This is a genomic window from Amycolatopsis sp. DG1A-15b, from assembly GCF_030285645.1.
Taxonomy (GTDB): Bacteria; Actinomycetota; Actinomycetes; order Mycobacteriales; family Pseudonocardiaceae; genus Amycolatopsis.
The window spans coordinates 3,526,292-3,544,531 of sequence record NZ_CP127296.1 but is presented as its reverse complement, the minus strand read 5'-3'; the positions used below and the strand labels follow the sequence as shown (position 1 = coordinate 3,544,531).

The 18,240-nt window shown below is 72.6% G+C and carries 20 protein-coding genes; 9 read left to right on the top strand and 11 right to left on the bottom strand.

Features of this window, described 5'->3' with window-relative positions; translation table 11 throughout:
* Positions 1–55: 55 nt before the first annotated feature.
* From QRY02_RS16020 to QRY02_RS15990, 7 genes are all read left to right on the top strand, one after another.
* The gene (locus QRY02_RS16020; protein ID WP_285992315.1) at positions 56–349 is read left to right on the top strand and encodes a DUF1883 domain-containing protein; all 294 of its coding nucleotides are present in this window, start codon (positions 56–58) and stop codon (positions 347–349) included.
* An 86-nt stretch (positions 350–435) separates the two neighbouring features.
* Complete coding sequence (locus QRY02_RS16015) at positions 436–912, top strand: MSMEG_6728 family protein (RefSeq protein WP_285992314.1); 477 nt, start codon at positions 436–438, stop codon at positions 910–912.
* 398 nt (positions 913–1,310) lie between these two features.
* Positions 1,311–3,854, top strand: coding sequence for a glutaminase domain-containing protein (locus tag QRY02_RS16010; RefSeq protein WP_285992313.1), 2,544 nt, complete (start codon positions 1,311–1,313; stop codon positions 3,852–3,854).
* Positions 3,855–3,876: 22 nt separating this feature from the next.
* Positions 3,877–5,025: a type III PLP-dependent enzyme gene (locus QRY02_RS16005; RefSeq protein WP_285992312.1), complete on the top strand. Its 1,149-nt coding sequence runs from the start codon at positions 3,877–3,879 to the stop codon at positions 5,023–5,025.
* A complete protein-coding gene (speD, locus tag QRY02_RS16000) occupies positions 5,018–5,377 on the top strand; it encodes an adenosylmethionine decarboxylase (RefSeq protein ID WP_285992311.1) in 360 nt (119 codons plus the stop codon). Before QRY02_RS16005 ends, speD begins: the two co-directional genes overlap by 8 nt.
* Complete coding sequence (locus QRY02_RS15995; protein ID WP_285992310.1) at positions 5,377–6,249, top strand: spermidine synthase; 873 nt, start codon at positions 5,377–5,379, stop codon at positions 6,247–6,249. The genes speD and QRY02_RS15995 overlap by 1 nt, the downstream gene beginning before the upstream one ends.
* Before the next feature lie 183 nt (positions 6,250–6,432).
* On the top strand, positions 6,433–7,059 hold the full coding sequence (locus QRY02_RS15990; protein WP_285992309.1) for a DUF4360 domain-containing protein: 627 nt from the start codon (positions 6,433–6,435) through the stop codon (positions 7,057–7,059).
* 75 nt (positions 7,060–7,134) lie between these two features.
* On the opposite strand, the gene QRY02_RS15985 is transcribed toward QRY02_RS15990, so the two are convergent.
* Both QRY02_RS15985 and QRY02_RS15980 read right to left on the bottom strand, forming a co-directional pair.
* On the bottom strand, positions 7,135–7,566 hold the full coding sequence (locus QRY02_RS15985; RefSeq protein ID WP_285992308.1) for a hypothetical protein: 432 nt from the start codon (positions 7,564–7,566) through the stop codon (positions 7,135–7,137).
* Between the two features lie 279 nt (positions 7,567–7,845).
* Positions 7,846–8,292 carry a MarR family winged helix-turn-helix transcriptional regulator gene (locus QRY02_RS15980; protein ID WP_285992307.1) on the bottom strand — a complete coding sequence of 149 codons (447 nt, stop codon included), beginning with the start codon at positions 8,290–8,292 and terminating at the stop codon, positions 7,846–7,848.
* Positions 8,293–8,380: 88 nt separating this feature from the next.
* Between QRY02_RS15980 and QRY02_RS15975 the strand changes: the two genes are divergently transcribed.
* Positions 8,381–10,444 (top strand): MMPL family transporter, encoded by a 2,064-nt coding sequence (locus QRY02_RS15975; protein WP_285992306.1) that lies wholly within the window; start codon positions 8,381–8,383, stop codon positions 10,442–10,444.
* A gap of 5 nt (positions 10,445–10,449) precedes the next feature.
* Here the strand turns inward: QRY02_RS15975 and QRY02_RS15970 are convergent, their stop codons facing one another.
* A complete protein-coding gene (locus QRY02_RS15970; RefSeq protein ID WP_285992305.1) occupies positions 10,450–11,667 on the bottom strand; it encodes a hypothetical protein in 1,218 nt (405 codons plus the stop codon).
* Positions 11,668–11,784: 117 nt separating this feature from the next.
* Positions 11,785–12,162 carry a MerR family transcriptional regulator gene (locus QRY02_RS15965; RefSeq protein WP_285992304.1) on the bottom strand — a complete coding sequence of 126 codons (378 nt, stop codon included), beginning with the start codon at positions 12,160–12,162 and terminating at the stop codon, positions 11,785–11,787.
* A gap of 47 nt (positions 12,163–12,209) precedes the next feature.
* Between QRY02_RS15965 and QRY02_RS15960 the strand changes: the two genes are divergently transcribed.
* Complete coding sequence (locus tag QRY02_RS15960; RefSeq protein WP_285992303.1) at positions 12,210–13,004, top strand: MBL fold metallo-hydrolase; 795 nt, start codon at positions 12,210–12,212, stop codon at positions 13,002–13,004.
* Here the strand turns inward: QRY02_RS15960 and QRY02_RS15955 are convergent.
* The 7 genes from QRY02_RS15955 to QRY02_RS15930 all read right to left on the bottom strand — a co-directional run bounded on the left by QRY02_RS15955 (position 13,001) and on the right by QRY02_RS15930 (position 18,178).
* Positions 13,001–13,357: an STAS domain-containing protein gene (locus tag QRY02_RS15955; protein ID WP_285992302.1), complete on the bottom strand. Its 357-nt coding sequence runs from the start codon at positions 13,355–13,357 to the stop codon at positions 13,001–13,003. The genes QRY02_RS15960 and QRY02_RS15955 overlap by 4 nt on opposite strands.
* Positions 13,354–14,424, bottom strand: coding sequence for a cobalamin B12-binding domain-containing protein (locus QRY02_RS15950; RefSeq protein WP_285992301.1), 1,071 nt, complete (start codon positions 14,422–14,424; stop codon positions 13,354–13,356). Before QRY02_RS15950 ends, QRY02_RS15955 begins: the two co-directional genes overlap by 4 nt.
* Positions 14,421–15,368, bottom strand: coding sequence for a PP2C family protein-serine/threonine phosphatase (locus QRY02_RS48585; protein ID WP_353069151.1), 948 nt, complete (start codon positions 15,366–15,368; stop codon positions 14,421–14,423). The genes QRY02_RS15950 and QRY02_RS48585 overlap by 4 nt, the downstream gene beginning before the upstream one ends.
* On the bottom strand, positions 15,365–16,048 hold the full coding sequence (locus tag QRY02_RS48580) for a hypothetical protein (RefSeq protein WP_353069150.1): 684 nt from the start codon (positions 16,046–16,048) through the stop codon (positions 15,365–15,367). Before QRY02_RS48580 ends, QRY02_RS48585 begins: the two co-directional genes overlap by 4 nt.
* Complete coding sequence (locus QRY02_RS15940) at positions 16,041–16,439, bottom strand: ATP-binding protein (protein ID WP_285992300.1); 399 nt, start codon at positions 16,437–16,439, stop codon at positions 16,041–16,043. Before QRY02_RS15940 ends, QRY02_RS48580 begins: the two co-directional genes overlap by 8 nt.
* Before the next feature lie 92 nt (positions 16,440–16,531).
* The gene (locus QRY02_RS15935; RefSeq protein WP_285992299.1) at positions 16,532–16,915 is read right to left on the bottom strand and encodes an STAS domain-containing protein; all 384 of its coding nucleotides are present in this window, start codon (positions 16,913–16,915) and stop codon (positions 16,532–16,534) included.
* A 99-nt stretch (positions 16,916–17,014) separates the two neighbouring features.
* The gene (locus QRY02_RS15930; RefSeq protein WP_285992298.1) at positions 17,015–18,178 is read right to left on the bottom strand and encodes a VanZ family protein; all 1,164 of its coding nucleotides are present in this window, start codon (positions 18,176–18,178) and stop codon (positions 17,015–17,017) included.
* Positions 18,179–18,240: the final 62 nt, after the last annotated feature.

Here is an 18,240-nt window from a genome sequence, read left to right as displayed (position 1 = left end):
CGTCGTATTCGAATCGAAAAACCAAGCGTGGAAGAGGGACGAAATGGAAGCGAGCGTGTTCGACCTGGGAAAGGTGCGAAGAGACGCGGTGGTCACCGTCCGCCTGGACGCGATGGCCAACGTCAGGCTGCTGACCGCGGTCAACTTCCAGGCCTACCGGCGCCGGCAGTACTACCGGATGCACGGCGGGGTGGCCACCGCACCGATGTTCAAGATCCACATCCCGGCCAACGCCCACTGGTTCCTGGTGATCGACGTCGAGGGCCTCGAAGCCCGGCCCCTGCGCCCGCGGGTGAGCGTCGAACCGGAAGCGGCCGTCACGGCCCGTGGACGCGGCGGCCCCAGCTGATCGTCACCGCCACCTTCGCGGCCCCGATCTCGCGGTCGGGGCCGCGGCCGGCGTTCCGGATCTGCCCGCCGGGGTACCCGGCCCGGATGCAGACGTTCCTGCCGTGCGCCGACTTCACCGCCAGCGCCCGCACGCTCGACCGCCGCCGCCTCGGCAAGCAGCGCGTGGAGGCGCTCCAGGTGCTGCGCGCGCTCGTGATCCCCGGCTACGGCTGGCGCCACCACCCGGCGGCGAAGATGTGGACGGGGTACGAGGAGGCGTTGACGCGCTACGGCCTGGAGGTCTGCGCGGTGTGGTGCGAGCTGGGCGCGGCGGACACGTGCGCGGTGAAACTGGGGGAGGAGTTCACCCGATCGGTGGGCAGTCCCGAGGTCCGCACGCAGGCCGAGCTCACGGCGGCGGGTGAGGTGCCGCCGTGGCTGGGCGACGAAGCGCTCCACCGCAGCCACCAGTCGGCGCTGGTGCGGAAGGACCCGGACCAGTACGGCACGCGGTTCCCGGGGGTGCCGCCGGACCTGCCGTACGTGTGGCCGCCCTCGGACCGCCCGAGCCGGACGGCCTGAGCCGCCGCGCGACCGGGAGCCGCTTGGCATTCGCTGCCTCCGCCTCCGTGCCGTTGAGAGCCGCTTGGGGCGCCGTGGTCGCGCGCCTCGACCCCTGCGCCGCTGCGAGCCGCTCGGCATTCGCGGCTCGCGCGCCTCCGCGCCCCGCGAGCCGCTTGGCATCGCTATGCGCGCGCCTCCGCCGCGGGACCGCTGCGAGCTGCTCGGCATGCGCTGCTCGCCCACGCACTCGCTGCTCGCGCGCCTCCACCACCGCGAGCCGCTCCAAACCCCACCGGACCTGCGGCTCCACTGGTACGCACGCCGCACCCCCACCGACCTTCGGCGGATTTACAACGTTGTACCAACGATGTAAAAAAGTCTCTGCCCGGCTCGCACGCCGTTGGAAGGGGCTACCGATGTCCTCTCGAGAACGCGATCACCTCACCCGCCGCGATCTGCTCCGGCTCGCCGGGGGTACCGCGGCCGCCGTTGCCGCCGCTCTCTGGCTGCCCGGGACGGCTGCCGCCGCCGGGAGCTTCAGCCCGATCCGGCCGCCCGCCACGCCGCTGATCGTCCGCTCGCCCTACCTGTCCACCTGGCAGCCCGCCGACAGCCTCGCCGGCACCTGGTCGAGCTTCTGGACCGGGCACATCACCGCGCTGTGCGGCCTCGCGCGCATCGACGGCGCCGCCTACGTCTTCGCCGGGGCACCCGCCCTGCCGTCGGGGCCGGCGCTGATCCCGATGACCCAGGTGAGCCTGCAGGTCACCGGCACCCGCTCGATCTACGTCCTCACCGGCGGCGGGGTGAACCTCACCGTCACGTTCTTCTCCCCGGTCGACCCGGCCGACCTGCGGCGCCAGTGCGTCCCGTTCGGGTACGTCACCATCCAGGCCGCCAGCGCCGACGGCCGCGCGCACGCCGTCGACCTGCACTTCGACACCTCCGCCGAGTGGGTGCACGGCAACACCGCCACTCCGGTCACGTGGACGCAGCAGCAAGCGAACGGCTACACGCTGCTCAGCTGCACTCCGGCGAGCCCGGGCGTGCTGCAGGAAAACGGCGATCAGGCGAGCTGGGGCTCCCTCGTGCTCGCGGCGCCGGCGTCGAACACCACCTGGCAGATCGGCCAGGACACCCTCGTGCGCGCCACCTCGGCCGGCCAGGGCGTCCTGACCAACACCAGCGATTCCGCGCAGCCCCGCGCGATCAACGACCGCTGGCCGGTGCTCGCCTTCAACAAGAACCTCGGCACGATCCCGGCCGGCGGCACGGCAACGCCGTTCACCCTCGCGATCGGGCACGTCCGCACTCCCGCGGTCCGCTACCTCGGCAGCGAGCTGCGTCCCTGGTGGACGCACCACTGGGGCAGCTGGCAGGACATGGCGGTGTGGTTCGCGAACGACTACGCCGCCGCGCTGTCGGCCGCCACCGCGATCGACCAGCGGCTGCACGACGAGGCCGTCGCCGCGGCCGGGGGTGGCAGCACCGGCGAGCACTACGCCGGGATCTGCGCGCTCGCCCTGCGCCAGGCGTTCGGCGGCACCGAGCTGGTCGACCGGGGTGGCGCGCCCTGGGCGTTCCTCAAGGAGATCTCCTCCAACGGCAACATGTCCACAGTGGACGTCACCTACCCGGCGTTCCCGGCCTACCTGTACCTTTCGCCCGCCTACCTGCGCCTGCTGCTGGAGCCCTTGCTCGACTACGCCGAGCGCGGCGGCTGGCCGATGCCGTTCGCCGAGCACGACCTCGGCACGCACTACCCGGACGCGACCGGGCACAACGACGGCAACGAGGAGAGCATGCCGGTCGAGGAGTCGGCGAACATGCTGATCATGGCGGCCGCGCTGGTGCAGCGGCTGCCGTCGGCCGACACCGCGGCGTTCGTCACCGCGCACTACCGGATCCTGCGGCAGTGGGCCGAGTACCTGATCGCCAACACCCTCGACCCCGGCTTCCAGAACCAGACCGACGACTTCACCGGCTTCATCGCCCACAGCGCGAACCTCGCGTTGAAGGGGATCGTCGGCGTCGGCGCGATGGGCATCATCGCCGCCGCGGCCGGGAACACCGCCGACGCCCAGCGGTACCGCTCGACGTCCCGCAGCTACGTCAGCCAGTGGGTGACGCTGGCGGAGGACGGCCAGCACCTGCGGCTCGCCTACGACCAGCCGGGTACGTGGAGCCTGAAGTACAACGGCTTCGCCGACCGCGTGCTCGGCCTCGACCTGGTCCCGGCCGGCGTCGCGGCGCAGGAGGCCTCCTGGTACCAGGCCCGCGCGGGCGCCCACGGCGTCGTGCTCGACCCGCGCAACAACTACACGAAGGCCGACTGGGAGCTGTGGACCGCGGCGTGGCTGGCCGACCAGCCGAGCATCCGCACCACCCTCGTCGAGGGCGTCTACAGCTACGCGAACACCACGCCCCAGCGCGTGCCGTTCAGTGACTGGTACGTCGTCGCCGACGCCACCCAGCGCGGCTTCCAGGCCCGCCCGGTCGCCGGCGGCTACCTGGCGCTGCTGACCCGCCCGGCCGCGTCGACGACCGTGTGGCGGAAGCTGCAGAACCAGCGGTCGGGCAAGGTCCTGGCCGTTTCGAACATGTCGTTGGCCGACATCGCCGAGGTGACGCAGTGGTCGGACAACGGCACCGCCGACCACCTCTGGGCCGTCGTGGACAGCGGCGACGGCACGGTCCGGATCGTCAACCGCAACAGCGGCAAGGTCCTCGCCGTGCACGACCAGAGCCTCGACAACGGCGCCCACGTCCAGCAGTACCGCGACAACGGCACCCCGGACCACAACTGGCGGATCGTCGACGCCGGCGGTGGCTGGTCGAAGCTGGTCAACGTCCGCAGCGGCAAGGTGCTGGCGGTCGACCAGCAGTCCACGGCCGACGGCGCCCAGGTCACCCAGTGGGACGACAACGGGTCACCGGACCACCTCTGGCGGTTCGTCTGACGCCGTTTGCGACACTGGCGCCGTGTGCGCCGACTTCACCCGGATCCGCCGCTTCCTCGACGAGCGCGACCCGCCGACGCCGTGCCTGGTCGTCGACACCGACGTCGTCGCGGCCCGGGCGGGCGAGTTCGGCGCGGCGTTCCCCGGCGCGCTGATCCGGTACGCGGTCAAGGCCAACCCGGCGCCGCCGGTGCTCGACGCGCTGGTGGCGGCCGGAATCGGCTTCGACGTGGCCGGCCCGGCGGAGCTCGAGCTGTGCCTCGGCCGCGGCGCCGGCCCGGCGGAGATCGCCTACGGCAACCCGATCAAGAAACCGCGGGACATCGCCTTCGCGTTCGAACGCGGCGTCCGGGAGTTCACTTCGGACGCTCCCGCCGACGTCGACCACCTGGGCCGGTACGCGCCGGGCTCGGCGGTGTCGATCCGCGTCGTGCTCGACGCGCCGGACTCGGCGACGCCGTTCGGCCGGAAGTTCGGCTGCGCCCCGGCCGAAGCCCTCGACCTGGTGCTGCGCGCGGCCGCGCTGGGGCTGCGGCCCGGGATCGCCTTCCACGTCGGCTCGCAGCAGCCGGACGTCACCGCCTGGGAGATCGGCGTCGCCACGGCGGCGAAGCTGTTCGCCGAGGCCGCGGCGCACGGCGTCGAGATGACGCGGCTCAACCTCGGCGGCGGCTTCCCGACCGCCCACCGCACCCCCGTCCCGCCCTTGGCCGCGTACGCGGCGACGATCGCGGCGGCCCTCGACGCGGCCTTCCCGGCCGGGCGCCCGCAGTTGCTGCTCGAGCCCGGCCGCGTCCTCGTCGCGGACGCCGGCCTCCTGCGGACCGAGGTCGTGCTGGTCGCCGACCGGGACGAACGGCGCTGGGTGTACCTCGACATCGGCCGCTACAACGGCCTGGCCGAGGCCGAAAACGAAGCGATCGCCTACCGGTTCGAGCCGGTGGGCGGGCACGACGGCCCCAGTGGCCTGGTGGTGCTGGCCGGTCCGACCTGCGACGGCGACGACGTGCTCTACCAGCGGACGCGGTACGAACTGCCCCGGTCGCTGCGGACCGGCGACCGGCTCGACCTGCCCGGGACCGGGGCCTACACCGCGAGCTACGCGTCGGTGGGGTTCAACGGGATCGAACCGCTGCGCACGTACTGCGTCGGGCGGTGGGGAGATGCCTGACGTCGGCCGGTTCACCGGGCGCCACGTGCTCGCCGAGCTGCACGGGATCGACCCGGGCCTGCTCGACGACCCGGTGCGCCTCGGGGAGCTGCTGCGGGCCGCGGTGACGGAAGCGGGCGCGACGGTCCTCGACGTCGTGGCGCAGCGGTTCGCGCCGCAGGGCGCCACGGTGATCGCGCTGCTGGCCGAGTCGCACGCGTCCGTCCACACCTACCCCGAGCACGGGTCGCTCTTCGCCGACGTGTTCACCTGCGGGGAACGCGCCGATCCCGAGCACGCCCTGCGGCTGCTGGCCAAGTCGCTGCACGCCGCGCCGGTCCACCTGTCGGTCCTCCACCGGGGAGAACGCTGATGCCCTTGATCCACGAACCGGTCGGCGACGGCCTCACCCGCGTCTGGGAGGTCGGTGACGTGCGGTTCCACGAGCACACGCCGTACCAGGAGGTGCTGATCGGGACGACGGCGCAAGGGGTTTCGCTGTTCTGCGACGGCGAGCGGCAAAGCACCGAAGCCAGCCAGCTGGTGTACCACGAAGCGCTGGTGGTGCCCGCCCTCCTGCTGGCCGAGCGGGTGCGGCGGGTGCTCGTCGTCGGCTCGAGCGAGGGGGTCGCCAGCCAGTTGGCGGTCGCCGCCGGCGCCTCGGTGGTCGACCACGTGGACATCGACGCCCACGCCGTCCGCGCCTGCGCCGAGCACCTGCCCTACGGTTACACCCCGGCGGAGCTGGCGCGGGCCGAACGCGGCGAGGGGCCGGTCCGGGTGTCCTACGTGGACGGCTGGGCCTTCCTCGCCGAAGCCGAGAGCCGGGGCGAGCGCTACGACGTGATCGTGATCGACCTGCCCGACGAGAACACCGATCCGGCCGCGCAGCACAATCGCTTGTACGGCACGGACTTCCTCGCCCGCTGCGCGCGCCTGCTGGCGCCGGGCGGGGTGGTGACCTGCCAGGCGGGCTGCCCGACGCTGTGGCGCAACGAGACGCTGCGGGCGTCATGGCGGCGGTTCCGCGAGGTCTTCGGCGCGGTGCTGTACTTCGGCTCCGACGAGCACGAGTGGGCGTTCCTGTCCGGCCGTGCGGACCCGGTCGAGAACCCGGGCGCGCTGGTGGCGAGGCGGTTCGCGGAGCGGGGGAGCGGGGCGGCGACGCTGGACGCCGAAGCGCTGCTCGGCGGGTGCACCCCGCCACGCTCGCTCCGCGTCAGTGGTCTGAACCAGGCGTCTTGACCTTCGATTCCGCGAATATCGAGCCCCGGGAAAGGTGAATTAGCGGGAAATGGATTTCCCGTGCTGGACGCTTGTCGTGTTACTCCATTCAGTGGCCGTCGAAAAGGTTGCGATCGCGCTACGATCCTCTCCGCGCGCGATCATCATCACCACCAGGCACCGTGGCCCATTTGGAGGAGCGTCATGCTCGGTATGTCGGTCGTAGGCGCATTGATTCTGTCCACCCTCGCCGCCCCCGTCGATTCTACGGTGGCGTCGGCCCCGAGCGAAAAGATCACGCTCGACATCAAGACGATCAACGGCTCCGGCTGCCCGGCGGGTACGGCCACCGCGTCGGCCGACGTCGCGTCCGACAACACCTCGTTCACGGTGCGCTACACGAACTTCACCGCGAAGGCCGGCGGCGGCGTGTCCGCGCTCGAAGGCCGGAAGAACTGCCAGATCAACGTGCTCGTCCACGTGCCGCAAGGGTTCACGTACGCGATCGCCGAGGCGGAGTACCGCGGCTTCGCGCACATCGAGAGCGGCGCGAGCGCGCTCGAGCAAGCCAACTACTACTTCACCGGGACGGCGCCGACCGCCCGGGTGCGGCACACCATCCCCGGCCCGTTCCACGGTGTGTGGCGGGCCACCGACACCACCGACGTGGCCGAGCTGGTGTTCGCCCCGTGCGGGGAGAGCCGCAACCTGAACATCAATGCGGAACTGCGCGCCGACGCCGGTTCCTCGGCCGGCGGCAGTTACATCGAAATGGATTCCGAACACGCGAGCGTGGACACGATTTATCACTTCGCGTGGAAGACCTGCTGAATTACGGCGGTCATTGTCGAGGCGCCCGCTCACCGGCCGAGGGCTTCGGGCCGGTGAGCGGGTTTGCCGTACCCCTCAGACGTGGGTGACCAGGAGGGTCACGCCCGCCTCGCCGCCGCAGTCGACGAACACGGGCCCGACCCCGTTGCCGATGTTCCCGGCCACGTTCGCCTTGGCCACGAACCGGTCCGGCCCGGATTCGAGAATCCGGATGTTCTCCAGGGCCGGCCGGCCGGGAAACCCGCCGAGCACGGACTTCAACCCGGTACCGCCGCCGCAGTGGCCGGTGATCGTCACTTCCTGGCCCCGGTGCGTGGTGGGGTTCGGGCTCACCTGCACCGTGGCTCGCGCGCCTTTCGGCGGCTGGTTCGCGTTCGTCATGGTCCCCTCGGTGGATCCCGGGTTCGCCGACGCGCCGCCGGCGATCCCGATGCTGACCGCCGCGACCAGCCCGGCCGCAAGGGCCAGGCCGGTGACCGCGCGGGTGGATTTCGTGATGTCACGCATGTGTTTCTCCTCCCTTGAACCCGGTTCTCCTCGAGCCGGATCTGCCCAGTCAGTCGACCGGAGGAGCGCTCGAGGTTCTCTCAGGAGAAGAGTGAGACGTGGATCACGTCGGAGGGGTGGCCCAGGTCAGCCGCGGGCCGCGCCGCGCTCGGTTTTGGCGCCGGGTGCCAGGCGGCACCGGCGTTCGAACCGCTCCATCAGGACGGTAGCGATCAGGACGGCCACTGGGGTGCTCACCGCGATCCACATGTAGGAAGAGCTACCCAGCCCCGCGCGCTCTCAATCGCCCGCGGACAGCCGGGTGATCAGGTCCAGCAGGCCGGCGCGGAACGCCTCGTCGTCGCCGAGGCCGCCGAGCAGTGCGGGTTCGGCCCGCACGGCTTGCTCGTGCACGGCCCGGCCCTGCGCGGTCAGCCGCGTCAGCTGGCGGCGGCCGTCGGCCGGATCCGCGGCCCGGCTGACGAACCCCGCTCTGGCCAGGCGGTCGAGCGTGCGGCTCATCGTCTGGTCGGTCACCTGGCAGCGCTGGGCCAGCGTCCGCTGGGGGAGCGGCCCGTCGCGCAGGGTGTGCAGCGCGATGAGGCCCGCGTGGGTGAGGCCCATGCCGTCGAGCACGGCCACCCAGCGTTGCTCCACCAGCCGCGCGGCCACGGCCAGCAGCCGGCCGGTCGGCCAGGTGCCCAGGTCGGGTTCGGGGGTCGGGCTCACCGTCACTGTGCTCGCCATCACTCAGGGATCGTCGGGGGTCGTCGTGCAGAATGTTCAGCTTGCTGAACAATTGGGCGTGTTCGCGCTCGAAAGGACTTTAGCGACCATGAACGAGAACCCGCGCCGCCTCCGCTGGCTGATCCCGGCCCTCCTGGTGATCGCCTGGCTCGGCCTGGGCGGGTTCGGCGGCCCGTTCGCCGGCAAGCTCAGCGAGGTCGCGAAGAACGACAACGCCGCCTTCCTGCCGCGCTCGGCCGAAGCCACCGAGGTCGCCGACGAGCAGAAGGCGTTCAGCCCGCGCCAGGTGCTGCCGGCGACCGTCGTCGCCGAGCGGGCGAGCGGCCTGACCGGCGCGGACCGGCAGTTCCTCGAGGCCAAGGCCCAGGAACTGGGCCGCGTCCCCGGGGTGGCCGGCCCGCTGGGCAAGCCGGAGCGGGCACCGCGGGACGACCAGGCCGCGCAGCTCGCCGTGCCGATCTTCGCCGACGGCAACCCCGCCGACGTCGTCAAGGAGGTCCGGGCGCGCCTGGGCGGCGCGCCGGACGGCCTCACCGTGCTCGTCACCGGGCCGGCCGGGCAGATCGCCGACCTGGTCAAGGCCTTCGGCGGCATCGACGGCATCCTGCTGCTCGTCGCCGGCGGCGTGGTCGCGCTGATCCTCGTCGCGGTCTACCGCAGCCCGCTGCTGCCGTTCCTGGTGCTGCTGTCGGCCGTGTTCGCCCTCGGTCTCGCCAGCCTCGTCGTCTACCTGCTGGCGAAGCACGACGTCCTCGCGCTCAACGGCCAGAGCCAGGGCATCCTCTCGATTCTCGTGTTCGGCGCGGCGACCGACTACGCGCTCCTGCTGGTCGCGCGGTTCCGCGAGCAGCTGCGCGACACGCCGAGCCGGTTCGACGCCTTGAAGCTCGCCTGGCGCGCGACGCTCGAACCGATCGCGGCTTCGGCGGGCACCGTCGTGCTCGGCGTGCTGTGCCTGCTGTTCAGCGACCTCAACTCCAACAAAGGCCTCGGCCCGGTCGCGGCGATCGGCATCGGCGCCGCGCTGCTGGCGTCCACCACGTTCCTGCCGGCGGTGCTGGCGCTGTGCGGCCGCGGCGCGTTCTGGCCGTTCAAGCCGGCACTGGGCTCGCCGCACCCGGAGACGTCCGGGATCTGGGGCCGGGTGGCGCGCCTGGTCGGCCGCCGGCCGCGCACGGTCTGGGTGGTCACGGCCCTGGTGCTGGGGATCGGCGTCGCGTTCCTGCCGCAGCTCAAGGCGTCCGGCACCGCCCAGTCGGATGTCTTCCTGACCGAGGTCGAATCGGGGACGGGCCAGGAGATCCTCGGCCGCCACTTCCCGGGCGGGCTCGGCGCACCCGCGATCACCATCGCCGACGCCGGCGCGCTGCCCGCGGTCCTGAAGGCATCCACAATGGACGGAGTGGCCCAGTCGTTCCCGGTGCCGGGCCCCGATGGCCGTCCCAAGGAGGTCGGCGGCCGCGTCGAGATCCTCTCGGTGCTGACGGACCCGGCGGACTCGGAGGCGGCGGTCGCGACGGTCGGCCGCCTGCGCGACGCGGTGCACGCGGTACCGGAGGCGAACGCCGAGGTGGGCGGCCCGACCGCGATCCAGCTGGACACGCAGCAGACGTCGAAGCGCGACCGCGCGCTGATCATCCCGATCGTGCTGCTGGTGATCTTCCTGGTCCTGGCGCTGCTGTTGCGGTCGTTGCTGGCCCCGCTGCTGCTGATCGCGACGGTGGTGCTGTCCTTCGCGGCGACGATGGGCGTGTCGGCGCTGGTGTTCAACCACGTCCTCGGCTTCCCGGGCGCGGACCCGGTGGTGCCGCTGTTCGGGTTCGTCTTCCTGGTGGCGCTGGGGATCGACTACAACATCTTCCTGATGACCCGCGTGCGGGAGGAGGCCCTGACGAGGGGTACCCGCGCCGGGACGTTGCGCGGGTTGTCGCTGACGGGCGGGGTGATCACCTCGGCCGGTGTGGTGCTGGCGGCGACGTTTTCGGCGCTCGCGGTGATCCCGATCCTGTTCCTGGCCCAGATCGCGTTCATCGTCGCGTTCGGGGTCCTGCTGGACACCCTGCTGGTGCGGTCGCTCCTGGTGCCCGCGCTGACCGTCGACGTCGGGCGGCGCATCTGGTGGCCGTCGAAGCTGGCGCGCCGCGAGGAGTAGGCGCGTCAGGGCGCCGGCTCGATGCCTTCCGGGAGCGGTTCGAGTTCGGCGGGTATCGCGTGGCGCTGGACCAGCGGCTGGACGGCCGGCAGGGCACGCTGTGGTCGTGGTGGCGCGGTGTACAGCCGCTTTCGCCAGGATTCGAGCAGGCGGTCCCAGGGCTCCCGGAGGGTGGCCAGCTTCGCGTCCAGGCCGGGGGGCTTCTGCCGCGCCACGGCGTCGTGCGCGGCTTGGCCGGTCTGCCAGGCGTCGGCTTCGAACGACAGTCCGACCTGGTAGTCCCGATAAGTCTCGCCGTACTCCGCGAACGTCTCCTCGAACCGCTTCTCCAGCTCCTGGAACCGATCCTGGAATTGCGTGCTGTTCACCGGCATGTGCGCCAGGTCAGGCCGCTTCGGCGCGGCCGCAAAATCGTGCTGGAACTTGCCGATGTCTTGGAGGCACTGGTTCCACGCCTTTTTTGCCGTTTCCATCTTCTCGTGGACCGCGGTGTTCAGTGGAATGTGCTGGGACCAGAGTTCCGCTTCCGCCGCTTCCTCCTTGCCGAGATCGCCGCCCTGCTGCTGGGCGCCTGTCACCACGCTCACGTTCATTTCCAGTCTCGCCGCCACCGCGGCGGCGATCGTTTTGCTGTCCCGTCTCGCGTCCTTTTTCTTGCCTGCGTCGGACTTGCGCTCTCTGATGCAGAGTAGCCGCGCTACCCGAAAGAATTGCTCGGCATGCCTGCTTTCGTGAATCACCGTGTCCGCGAGCTCGGCGCGCTCGGTCTTATTCAGGGTGGGCGCTTGAAGCAGGTCGGACGAGATGCCCATGACCCACAGGTCCGGTTTGAAGATGCCCAGGACCGCGCCGCCGGTCCCCGGCAGCCCGGGATACAGGTCGACCTTCGGGACGTCCAGCCGGCGAAGCTGGTCGTTGATGGCGGTGTAGAGCGCTTTCCGGCGGGTGTCGGGGTCGCCTTGCGGGGAATCCCAGCTCCGGAACACCTCGGCGAGCCTGCCGACGAATCCACCGACGTCGGCGGCCAGCCCGGTCGCCCGTTGCACGACGGGAGTGCGTGGTGGCCCGCTTCCGGCGACGATACGCTGGACCGCCCGGTTACCGGCGTGCGCCTGTAGTGCGAGGAGCAGCTGCTCCGGACCGCGGAGATCGGCCGTCCGGGCCGGTGGGGTCGCGTGGTGCCGGGCAGCCGGCTGCTCCTGTGCTCGTTCGCTGTGGTCCATCGCCCCGCCCCTTCGGCCGTCACCTCCGGTATCCCAGCCGGGACCATCAAGGGGAACACGCGGCCGGGAAGGGGCGGGCGCAGAGATCGCCGCCCCTTCGGGCAAGTGCCGGCGGGGCTAGGCGATCGCCGCCTTGAAGTGCGGGCATTCGACCAGCGGCGCGTGGTCGCAGGTCGCCGCGTGGCGGAGGCTGTCGCGCATGCGCGACAGCCGGTCGATCGTCTCCTCCAGCTCCGCCGCCTTCTGCGCCATCCGCTCGCGCAGGGCGTCGTCGCTCGGGGTGGCCACGAGGAACCGGGCGATCTCGGCGATCGTGAACCCCGCGCCGCGCGCGCAGGCCACCAGGTCGAGGCGCCGCAGGACGTCGGGGTGGTACGTGCGCCGCAGGCCGTTGCGGCCGGCCGGTTCGACCAGCCCGCGCTTTTCGTAGAACCGCAGGGCAGACGGGGCCAGTCCGGACTTTTCGGCGACTTCGGCGATGTCGAGCAGGGTCATCGTGGCCTCCTTGACTTGAAGCGTAGTTCAAGTCCGACGATGACGGCATGAAGATCCACCACCTCAACTGCGGGTCCGTGCGGCAGATCGAAGCCCCCGGACTGCCGGCCGCGCACGCGGTCAACCACTGCCTGCTCGCCGAGACCGAGCACGACGGGCTCGTGCTCGTCGAAACCGGCCTCGGCCTCGACGACGTCCGCGACCCGGGCGCCACCCTGGGCGGCGACTGGGTCGCCATGGCCCAGCCGCTGCTCGCCGAAGAGGAGACGGCCGTCCGGCAGGTCGCCCGGCTGGGTTTCGCGCGGGAGGACGTGCGGCACGTCGTCGTCACCCACCTCGACGTCGATCACTGCGGCGGCCTGCCCGACTTCCCGGACGCCCGGGTCCACGTCTTCGCCGCGGAACTCGACGCGGCCCTCGCCGAAGCGCCGAGCTTCCGGTACCGGCCGGCGCACTGGGCGCACGGCCCGCGGTGGGAGGCCTACGCCGAGCGGTCCGGCGACGACTGGTTCGGCTTCGCGTCCGCGCCGCTGACCGGGCTGGCGGCGGACATCCGGCTCGTCCCGCTCGGCGGGCACACCGCGGGCCACGCCGGGGTCGCGGTGCACGACGGCACCGGCTGGCTGCTGCACTGCGGCGACGCGTACTACTACCACCGCGAACTCGCCGCCGACCCGGAGCCGCACCCGGTCCTCGACGTCGTCCAGACCCGCTCGGAAATCCACCACGACCTGCGGTTGGGCACGCAGGCCCGGCTGCGCGAACTCGTCCGGCGGCACGGGGACGAGGTGACGGTCTTCAGCGCGCACGACCCGTGGGAACTGGACCGGCTCCGGGCCTAGGAGTCGCGCCGGGCGCGGGAGTCCGCGGCTTCGCCGGTGAGGTACGCGGCCGTGCCGGTGCGGGTGAGCAGCCGCTCCAGGGCAGGCTGCCGGTTGTCCAGGTGCAGCCGGGCCCCCGCGTCGGTGACGACGCGGAGGACCTTCATCAGCTCCGACAGCCCGGACGAGTCGCAGAAGCCGATTTCGCCGCAGTCCAAGCGCACCTCGCGGATGCCGGGGTGGCCGGCCAACCGGTCGGTGACCAGCCGCAGGAGCTTGCCCGTCGTCGCGAACTCGAGGTCGCCCGCGACGGACACGTGGGCCGTGCCCTCCTCCGAGGTGGTCCACGTGCAGGTCAGCCCGGTGGGGGTCATGCCGGCCGCTCCGATCCGGCGGCCGGCTCCGCCAGGTGCGTTCGTGCGGTGCGGAGCAAACCGGTGGCCCGCGGGAAGTCGCGCAGCTCCGCTTCGAGCAGTTCGAGCGCCGGCACGAGCGAGGCCGCCGGGACACCGCGCGCGGTGAGGATCCCGGCCGTCCAGCTCAGGAACCCGGTGAACAGCTCGCCGTCGCCGACGTAGAGGGCGGTGGCCAGGTACTCGACGACGTGCGCGAGATCCTCGGCCGTGTACTGGCGCTGCAAGTCGGTGTAGGCCCGCATGGCCGGGAGCCGCTCCTCCAAGCCGGCCAGCACGGTCTTCACGAGCCGGCCCGAGCTGCGGGTGACCAGGGTGTACTCCTGGTCGGCCAGGTGCGGCAGGTCGTCGAGCGGCAGGTGGGCGGTTTGCGGCCGGGGGAGCGGCTCGGCCAGCCGGTCGGCGGCCGCCCGCGCGTCCGGGGCCCACGCTTCGGCACCCAGCAGCCGGGCGTACCGGCCGTCGGGCCCGAAGGCGGCGCCGCCCGCGATGACCGGGGTCGCGGCCGCCTGGCACGCCGTGATCGTCGCGTGCGCCGTCGGCAGCCGGGTCGCGAGCGAACCGGACAGCGCCACCGCGTCCGGGCCGGTCCGGTGCAGGTGGGCGACCAGGTGCGGGGCGGGCACCTGCGCGCCGAGGTAGTCGGCTCCGAACCCGCGCAGCCGCAGCACCTCGGGCAGCAGCCGGGCCGGCATCGCGTGCCACTCCCCGTCGACGCAGGCGACGGTGATCCGGCCGAGGTGCGGCTCGGGACGGCTGAGCACGTAGCCGAAGGTGGCGAGGACGCGGTCGTTGATCGCGGTCGCCGCGTGCTCCTGGGCGACGGTGAGGCGGTTCGCCGCCCACTCCCGGCCGACCCGCCGCTGCACCGCGGCGATCACGTCGAGCAGCACGGTCTCCGGGTCGGTCCCGTCGCCGAGGGCCCGGACCACGACGTCGCCCGCCGCGTATTCGTCGCCGGCCGTGACGGCGTCCCAGAGCCGTTCGGCGTGTTCGGCCACCGCGGTGGTGCGGGTGGCGGTGCTCATGCGGTGTACCTCCCGCGGCCATGGCCGCCGACCGCGGCCAGGTGCTGCCCGCGCGGCGCGGTGATCGCCAGCACGGCCATGTCGTCGTGGGTGCCGCGCCCGATCCACTGGGAGGCGAGCATCTGCACGCGCTCGACGACGGCGTCGGCCGGCATGTTCGCGCACTCGGCGACGGCCTGCTTGAGCCGCTCTTCGCCGAACATGGCGTCGCCGAGCGGGCCGCCCTTCGCCTCGACGATCCCGTCGGTGTAGAGCAGGCAGGTCTCCCCGGGCGCCAGCGTGACGTCCGCGCTGACCGACTCGATCTCGGGCAGCACGCCGATCAGGCTGCCCTGGGTGTCGGCCTCCTCGACGCGGCCGCCGGCCCGCACGATCAGCGGCGGCGGGTGTCCCGCGCAGGTCACCCGGAGCCGGACGGTGGCGCCTTCGCGCCGCGCGGAGGCCAGCACGAGGGTGACGTACCGGGCGTCGGCGTTGTCGCCGAGCGTGCGGTTCAGCAGGTCGAGCAGCCGGTGGTGGTCGCCGGCCATCGGCAGCAGCGCCCGCAGGGTGGTGCGGATCTTGCCGGTCAGCACCGCCGCGTCGAGGCCCTTGCCGCAGACGTCGCCGAGCACGGCGAGGGACTCCTCGCCCTCGGCGGTGATCGCCGAGTGGACGTCGTAGAAGTCGCCGCCGATCCGCTCGCCGTCACGGGCCGGGCGGTAGCGGCCGGCGAACTCGACGCCGCCGAGCTGTTCGAGGGTCGGCGGGAGCAGTTCGCGCATCAGCGTGTCGGTGATCGACGCCTGCAGCGCGAACACCCGAGCCGCCGACATGGCCGCCCCCGCTCGCGCCGCGAACAGCCGGGCGAACAGTTCTTCCTGGTCGGTGAACGACGCCCGGTCGCCGCGGCGCAGCAGGACCAGGGCACCGGCGGGGACGCCGTGGCCGGGCAGCGGCGTCACGACGATGGAGCCGACCGGCCCGAGCCCTCCGGCAGCACCCAGGCCGGCGCCGCGTCCGGGTCGAGCCAGCGTGACGGCACCGGCGGGAAGCCCTGCAGCGCTTCGCCGAGCCCGGGCAGCTCGTCCGGGTCGATGTCCAGCCGGGCCCGGGCCGGCTCGCCGCCGCGCACGCAGGAGACGGCCGGGAAGCTCGCGCCCGCGGCGGGGGCCACGACGAGCGCCGCGTCGGCGAGGTGCTGCGCGGCCAGCCGGGCGGCGACCTCCATGCAGCGGTCCAGGTTGAGCGAGCCCAGCAGCGCGGCGGAGGCGTCGCTGAGGAACGTGGTGCGCTCGCGCTCGCGGGCCAGCGCCTCGCGCGCCGAGCGGACGTCGGTCTCCTCGACGAGCCACCAGGTCACGGCCACGCCGTGGGGTACCGGGTGCGCGGCGAAGGCCCGCTCGCCGACCTCGCCGCGGACGACCTCGTCCGAGCCGCGGTCGTGGGCGGTGGCCAGCCAGTCCGCCACCGCGCCCGCCGCGGGGACGCCGGCGCCGGCGTCGGGAAACAGCCGGTGGGCGGCCTCGTTGAGCGCCCGGATCGTGCCGGAACGGTCGATCACCACGGCCACGGCCGGCGCGGCCGCCCAGCCCCCGGTGCCGTCGATCGCGACGGCGGGCGCGGTGGGCGCCGGATCAGCCACGCGCCCCCGCCGGATCCGGGTCGGTGGCCAGTTCCGCCCACAAGGTCTTGCCGCTGGGCCGGCGCAGCTGGCCCCAGGCCGCGGCGCAGCGTTCGACCAGCAGGAGCCCCCGCCCGCCGTGGTCGGACGGCGCCCGGCGGCGAGCGGCCTCGCTCCCGCCGTCGTCGACCTCGATCCGCAGCTTGGCGGCGCCGGGCAGCAGGCGGACGTAGTAGGGCGCACGGCCGTGGCGCAGCGCGTTCGACGTCAGTTCGTCCACCACCATGACCGCCGTGCCGACGAACTGCGCCGGGAAGCCGCGCAGGACCGTCCGGACCCAGTGGCGGACCCGCGCGAGTTCGGAAAGCTCGGGGGAGATACCGAGTTCGTGCCGGACAAATCGGAGTTTCACGTCCGCCTCCTTCGCCGTGCCGGCCTCCACGGGGAGGCTCTCCCCTTCTTCATGCCCGAAACCGGGCTCGCCGACACGGGTGTCCGAGGTCGTCATGTCGCACCCCAGGAAGCTTCGGCCGCTTCGAGAGCGGGATACACGGGCATGATGTCGCCGAGGCCGAGCAGGGCGATGGGCCGGGTCACGGCCGGCGCGGCCGACACGACGGCGAACCGGCCGCCCGCCGCGCGCAGCCCGCGGGCCGGCCGCAGCAGGACCTGCAGGCAGCTGGAGTCGCAGTACCCGACCTCGGCCATGTCCACGACGATCCGCGCGGGGCCGGGTCCGGCCGGGAGCAGATCCGCCAGCTTCGCCGAGACCGCGAAGTCGAACTCACCGCGCAGGGTGTGGACGCGCACGCCCGAAGCGTCGTGCGCTTCGAGTGACCAGCCGTCACCCGAGGAACGCTGCCGGAGCCGCGCTGCGTCGGTGCTCATCGACTACTCCAGGATGGGGAACCGGCCCCGGGCTGGCGGCTCAACCCCTTCCGGGGGCAATCTACCAGCGCTGCCGGCCCCGGGCAGCACCGTGTCCCGTCACCGTCCTTTAAGGACTTCCTGCGGCGGGGCGGGCGCCGGCACCGGTTCCGCGGCGGCCGGCGGCACGACCGCGACGTTCACGGTGCGGGTCAGCCGCTCGTAGGGCGCCCGGTGCTCGTTGTCGAGCAGCACCGCCAGCGGCGTCCAGACCCCCACGACGAACACCGACGCGGCCAGCGCGACCGGCAGCAGCAGCTGCTCCGGGTGGTGGCCCAGGTCCCAGCGGTCCAGGTCCAGCAGCAGCCAGGTCAGCCACAGCGGCGAGAGCAGGACGCCGTTGCGGACCAGTAGCGCGATCGGCCCGGCCCGGCGGGCGCCGCGGCGCGTCACCCGCAGGAGCATCGCCCGCTTCCCGGGCGTCGACCCGGTCACGGCGGGGAGCACCACGAACCACACGAGGGCGAGGATGACGACCGGTGTGTCACGGTGGCGCAGGTCCTCGCCGAACAGCGTCAGCAGGCCGAAGAGGAACCCGAGCAGCGCGGCGAACCCGAGCAGGTCGGTGGCCAGTGCGAACAGCCGCCGGGTGAAGGTGACCCTGGCGGCGTAGCGCCGGTCGTGCTCGGGTTCGGCCGAGGGCAGCAGGCGCCCGAGCGGGCCGGCCAGCAGCCAGCCGACGACCACACCCGCGGTGTTGAGGATCAGGTCGTCGACGCTGAAGAGCCGGTACGGGCACGGGAAGAGGAACCACAGGCCGGTCAGCTGCGTCAGTTCGAAGAACAGCGACACGCCGAAGCCGATCAGGGCGGCGGGCACCAGCCGCATCCGCTGGGCGTACCGGACGTAGAACCCCAGGGGCGCCAGCATCACGACGTTGAGCGCGGTGGTCCAGACCGCCGGGTTGTGCAGCAGCGCCCCGGGGCTCCAGTGGCCGCGGGCCCGCTGGGAGACCACCTCGACGAAGTAGAACGGCCGCAACTGCGGAGAACTCGCGTAGGTGTGACCCGCGCAGTACGCCGGGTCGGCCGGCAGCGGCAGCACCGTCTGCGTCGCGATCGCCAGCAGGTAGAACAGGAAGGTGTAGAAGACGAACGTCGGCCAGCCGCCGGCGCGGCCGCGGCGGCGGTAGCTGACGAAGGCGGCCGGGAGCATGACGGCCAGCACGAGGAGCGGGAAGAGGAGCAGGGCAGTCCGGACGGGGACGAGATAGGTGGCGACCACGGAGCCGGTGGTACCCAGCCGCGGGGGAAGCGAAGCGTGCTTCCCCCGGACGACTGGGCGCG

Coding starts and splice junctions, on each gene's coding strand:
- QRY02_RS16015 (WP_285992314.1), top strand. CDS start 436: ATGCAGACGTTCCTGCCGTGCGCCGACTTCACCGCCAGCGCCCGCACG.
- QRY02_RS16010 (WP_285992313.1), top strand. CDS start 1,311: ATGTCCTCTCGAGAACGCGATCACCTCACCCGCCGCGATCTGCTCCGG.
- speD (WP_285992311.1), top strand. CDS start 5,018: ATGCCTGACGTCGGCCGGTTCACCGGGCGCCACGTGCTCGCCGAGCTG.
- QRY02_RS15995 (WP_285992310.1), top strand. CDS start 5,377: ATGCCCTTGATCCACGAACCGGTCGGCGACGGCCTCACCCGCGTCTGG.
- QRY02_RS15990 (WP_285992309.1), top strand. CDS start 6,433: ATGCTCGGTATGTCGGTCGTAGGCGCATTGATTCTGTCCACCCTCGCC.
- QRY02_RS15985 (WP_285992308.1), bottom strand. CDS start 7,566: ATGCGTGACATCACGAAATCCACCCGCGCGGTCACCGGCCTGGCCCTT.
- QRY02_RS15980 (WP_285992307.1), bottom strand. CDS start 8,292: ATGGCGAGCACAGTGACGGTGAGCCCGACCCCCGAACCCGACCTGGGC.
- QRY02_RS15975 (WP_285992306.1), top strand. CDS start 8,381: ATGAACGAGAACCCGCGCCGCCTCCGCTGGCTGATCCCGGCCCTCCTG.
- QRY02_RS15970 (WP_285992305.1), bottom strand. CDS start 11,667: ATGGACCACAGCGAACGAGCACAGGAGCAGCCGGCTGCCCGGCACCAC.
- QRY02_RS15965 (WP_285992304.1), bottom strand. CDS start 12,162: ATGACCCTGCTCGACATCGCCGAAGTCGCCGAAAAGTCCGGACTGGCC.
- QRY02_RS15960 (WP_285992303.1), top strand. CDS start 12,210: ATGAAGATCCACCACCTCAACTGCGGGTCCGTGCGGCAGATCGAAGCC.
- QRY02_RS15955 (WP_285992302.1), bottom strand. CDS start 13,357: ATGACCCCCACCGGGCTGACCTGCACGTGGACCACCTCGGAGGAGGGC.
- QRY02_RS15950 (WP_285992301.1), bottom strand. CDS start 14,424: ATGAGCACCGCCACCCGCACCACCGCGGTGGCCGAACACGCCGAACGG.
- QRY02_RS15935 (WP_285992299.1), bottom strand. CDS start 16,915: ATGAGCACCGACGCAGCGCGGCTCCGGCAGCGTTCCTCGGGTGACGGC.